We start from the raw sequence: 3,756 nt of genomic DNA, 5'->3' as shown, positions 1-3,756 counted from the left end.
AGGATGGGCGCTGCTGAGTCCAGCCAGCCGAAGAGCAGTGCACCGACCGCCACCCCGGCCGGATGGTTGCGTCCCACGAGGGCCACGGCGATGCCGGTGAACCCCAGGCCCCGGGTGAACGCCAGGTCGTACTTGTAGCTGTCGCCGAGGACCTCCGGTAGGCCGATCAGGCCGGCCACCGCACCAGACAGCAGCATGGCCCGGACCACGGTGGCCCGCGGGTCCACCCCGGAGGCCTCGGCGGCGAACGGGTTCAGCCCGGTGGCCCTGAGGTCGTAGCCGAGCCGTGTGCGGGTCAGGAACAGGTGGAACAGCACGCCTACGACTACCGCCACCAGCAGGAAGCCCCAGAGCTCGCGCCCCCGGCCGATCTCCCGGGTCACCGTCTCGACGACGCCGTTGAGGTTGGGGAACCGGCCGGACGGTGGGATCTCCGGCGTCTTCATGTTGAGGCTGGTGTCGGCCTCGTCGATCAGCCAGGTGCGCAGGAGGTAGCCGACGGCCGCCAGCGCAACGGCGTTCAACATGATGGTGGAGATCACCTCGTGAACGCCCCGGGTCACCTTCAGGTAGCCGGCCACGCCGGCGAACAGCGAACCGACGGTCATCGCCACCACCATGATGAGCGCCACGTGCAGTACTGCCGGGAGGTCGACGGCTGCGCCCACCGAGGCTGACAGCAGTGCGGCCAGCACGTACTGGCCTTCCACCCCGATGTTGAAGAGGTTCATCCGGAACCCGATTGCCACCGCGATACCGGCCAGGTAGAGGGGCGTGGCCCGGTTGGCGGTAGCCACCAGCGTCTCCAGGCGTGTCCCGTAGGAGAGCATCTCCTGCCACGCCTCCAGGGGGCTGGTTCCGGAGATCATCAGGACGACCGAGGAGATGGCGACCGAGAAGACGACGGCCACCACCGGGGCCGCAATGGCCATGAGGATCCGTCTCGCCGTCATGGTCGGGTGGCGCTCTGGTCGTCGGCTCCGGTCATGTGCCCACCCAGGACCCGGGGAGTGGTGGTGGCCGGGTCGAGTTCTGCCACCACGCGGCCTCGGAGCATGACCACCAGGCGGTCTGCCAGGCCGATCAACTCCTCCAGGTCGGCCGACACCAGCAGCACGGCGAGGCCGTCGCGTCGGGCCGCCCTCAGGTCCTCCCAGACCGACGCCTGGGCGCCCACGTCGATGCCCCGGGTGGGATGCGCGGCGATGAGCAGTCGGGGCGAGGCGGCCATCTCCCGGCCGATGACCAACTTCTGCTGGTTGCCACCGGACAGGGCCCGGGCCGACGTGTCGATCCCCGGCGTACGGACGTCGAAGTCCTGCACGATCCGTGTCGTGGCTGACCGGGCGCCTGAGCGGTCGAGGAGCGCTCCCCGGGCGAAGGGGGCCATCGTCTGGTGCCCCAGCATGGCGTTCTCCCAGAGCGGGGCGTCCAGCAGCAGCCCCCGGCGTTGACGATCCTCGGGCACGTAGCCGATGCCGGCCTCCCGACGTCGCCGCACCGGCCAGCCACTCATGTCCTCGCCATCCAGCAGGAGCTCCCCACCGACGGCCTGACGCAGCCCGAGGATCGCCTCGATCAGCTCTCCCTGGCCGTTGCCCTCCACCCCGGCCACCCCCACGATTTCACCGCGGTGCACCTCCAGGTCCACCCGGTCCAGCGTCGGTCGCCCGCTTCCGTCGACCACCGACAGGCCGCGTAGGGCCAGGGTGACGTGGCTGTCTGCGGCCCGTGGTTCGGTCGAGGGGACCGGGAGCTCGGATCCGACCATGAGCTCGGCCAACTCGTGAGCGGTCACGTCGGCCGGTTTGACGGTTGCTACGGTCCGACCCTGTCGCAGCACCGTGATGGTGTCGGCGATGGCCAGCACCTCCCCCAGCTTGTGGTCGATGAAGATGATCGTGTGGCCCCGGGACTTGAGCTCCCGGAGGTTGCGGAACAGTTCCTCGACCTCCTGGGGGACGAGGACCGAAGTGGGCTCGTCCAAGATGAGAATCCGTGCACCCCGGTAGAGGACCTTGATGATCTCGACCCTCTGGCGTTCACCGACCTCCAGCGTCTCGACGAGGTCTCCGGGATGGAGGTCCAGGCCGTACGAGGCACCCAGCGCCTCGATGTCCCGGCGTGCTGCCTCGCGGTCGATCAGGCCGCGTCGCCGCGGTTCGGAGCCGAGCACGACGTTCTCCAGCACGGTGAGGTTGTCGGCCAGCATGAAGTGCTGGTGGACCATCCCGATGCCGTGGTCTATGGCGTCGCCTGGCGACCCGAAGCTCACCTCGGTGCCCCCGACCAGCATGCGGCCCTCGTCGGCGGGCTGCATGCCGTAGAGGATCTTCATCAGCGTCGACTTGCCGGCACCGTTCTCGCCCACCACGGCATGGATCTCTCCCTCGGCAACCCTCAGGTTGACGGCGTCGTTGGCGACGACGCCGGGGAAGCGCTTGGTGATGCCGGAGAGTTCCACGGCCGGTGCGGTCACGAGACTGTCAGGCAAGTCAGTAGAGGATCTTGTCGAAGAACGCCCTGGTGCGGTCCTGCGCCGGGTTGGCGAACACTTCCTCGGGCGGTCCGACCTCGACGACCTCCCCTTCGTCGATGAACAGCAGCCGGTCGGCGGCCGCCCGGGCGAAGCCCATCTCGTGGGTGACGACCACCATGGTCATGCCCTCGGAGGCAAGTTCCAGCATGACGTCAAGGACCTCCTTGACCATCTCGGGATCGAGCGCCGAGGTGGGCTCGTCGAACAGCATCACACGGGGTTCCATGGCCAGGGCGCGGGCGATCGCCACCCGCTGCTGCTGGCCACCCGAGAGCTGGCGGGGGTAGGCGTCGGCCTTCTCGGGGATGCCCACCCGGGTGAGCTGGCGCCTGGCCATGTCGATGGCCTCGGACCTGGAACGGTTGCGGACCTTGCGCTGGGCCAGGGTGATGTTCTGGATCACGGTCAGGTGGGGGAACAGGTTGAACTGCTGGAACACCATCCCCACCTCGGCCCGGACGTGGTCGATGTCGGTCGAGGCGTCGGTCAACTCGAATCCGTCGACGGTGACCGTGCCGGTGGTCGGGACCTCCAACAGGTTGATGCAGCGGAGCACCGTGGACTTGCCCGAGCCGCTGGGGCCGACGATGACCAGCACCTCGCCCTCGGCCACGTCCAGGTCCATGTCGCGTACGGCGTGGATGGTCTTGTCGAAGGTCTTGGAGAGGCCGCGCAGGCGGATCATCGGTTCCGACTGGGTATCGACGGTGTAGTCCATCAGCGCTCTCCTTTCCGGTCGCGGGTCATCCGCCGTTCGAGCATGCCCAGCAGGAGCGACAGGCCGAGGGTCAGGAGCAGGTAGATGAAGGCCACGACGAAGTAGCCCTCCCGGAACTTGAAGGTGCTGGCCGAGAACTGGCGTGCCCGCTGGGTGATCTCCAGGACGCCGAGCACGGAGAGCAGGGAGGTGTCCTTCAGGATGGCGATGAAGTCGTTTCCGAGCGGCGGGATGATGGCCCGCATCGCCTGGGGTAGGACCACCGAGTTCATGGTCTGGCGGCGGTTGAGGCCCAGGGACCGACCGGCCTCGGTCTGGCCCGGCGGAACCGACTGGATGCCGCCCCGGAAGATCTCCTCCATATAGGCCCCGTAGAGCACGGAGAGGGTCACGATGGCCCGCATCTGGAAGGAGAGCTTCAGCTCCCAGCCGAACCACCTGTTCAGGCCGCCGCTGACCCGTACCCGCACCCGCCCGTCGGTCCCCACCACCACGAAGT

4 protein-coding genes are annotated in these 3,756 nt (G+C 68.2%); all 4 read right to left on the bottom strand.

Annotated elements, in window-relative coordinates; translation table 11 throughout:
- A partial coding sequence (locus MK177_10245; GenBank protein ID MCH2427695.1) for an ABC transporter permease occupies positions 1 to 953 on the bottom strand: 953 nt, incomplete at its 3' end.
- Entirely contained in the window at positions 950 to 2,494 is a 1,545-nt protein-coding gene (locus tag MK177_10240; protein MCH2427694.1) for an ABC transporter ATP-binding protein, read from the bottom strand. The genes MK177_10240 and MK177_10245, both read right to left, overlap by 4 nt.
- 1 nt (position 2,495) lies before the next feature.
- Positions 2,496 to 3,224 (bottom strand): amino acid ABC transporter ATP-binding protein, encoded by a 729-nt coding sequence (locus MK177_10235; protein MCH2427693.1) that lies wholly within the window; start codon positions 3,222 to 3,224, stop codon positions 2,496 to 2,498.
- Between the two features lie 32 nt (positions 3,225 to 3,256).
- Positions 3,257 to 3,756: amino acid ABC transporter permease (locus MK177_10230; protein MCH2427692.1), on the bottom strand; the 500-nt coding region annotated here is incomplete at its 5' end.

The sequence above is a fragment of the Acidimicrobiales bacterium genome (assembly GCA_022452145.1).
Classification (GTDB): domain Bacteria; phylum Actinomycetota; class Acidimicrobiia; order Acidimicrobiales; family MedAcidi-G1; genus UBA9410.
This window is presented reverse-complemented; position numbering and strand designations above follow the sequence as displayed.

Excerpts from the sequence above, each read along its gene's own strand:
- MK177_10235 (MCH2427693.1), bottom strand. The coding sequence starts at position 3,224 with ATGATCCGCCTGCGCGGCCTCTCCAAGACCTTCGACAAGACCATCCAC.